Source organism: Methylobacterium sp. WL6, from assembly GCF_008040095.1.
Taxonomy (GTDB): Bacteria; Pseudomonadota; Alphaproteobacteria; order Rhizobiales; family Beijerinckiaceae; genus Methylobacterium.
In genome coordinates, this window is record NZ_VRVH01000680.1 from 1 (window position 1) to 542 (window position 542).

Consider the following 542-nt stretch of genomic DNA (forward strand, 5'->3'; position numbering starts at 1 on the left):
GGCCCGACCCGCTCCGCGCCGTGGAGCGCCATGGCGGCCAGCACGATCGCGGCGGCGGCCGTCGGGCCGAGGCGGCTGCGCGGATGCGAGCCGGTGGCGAGCGTCGCCGGCGCGGCGCAGACGAGGACGGCGAGCAGCGTCAGGCCGTAGAGCCCAACGAGGGAGGCCGACTGCATCAGCCAGAGGTTCTGGCCGAGCGCCATGCCGAGGGTGTTCCAGGGGAAGCCGGTGAAGACGTGCCCGCGCACCCACTCGGCGCCCGCCAGCCCGAAGGCGAGGCCGGCGATGCGCGCCGGGCCGCGGACCCAGAGCAGGCCGGCGACGGCGAAGCCCGCGGCGTAGAACAGCCCGAGCGCCAGCGGCAGGCCGACGACGCCGAGCGGCAGCGCCCACAGGAACTCGTCGGCCTCCACGAGGAAGGCCGAGCCGAGCCACCACAGCCCGGCGAACAGGTAGCCGAAGCCCCAGGCCCAGCCGACCAGCGCGCAGGGGCGGAGCCGGGCGGCGACCGTGCTGCGCGAGCCCGCCGCCCCGTCCACCAG

At 77.3% G+C, this 542-nt stretch carries 1 pseudogene; it reads right to left on the reverse strand.

The annotated features are described in order from the left end of the window. Window positions 1-542, reverse strand: a pseudogene (locus FV230_RS29150) (apolipoprotein N-acyltransferase); the annotation flags it as partial.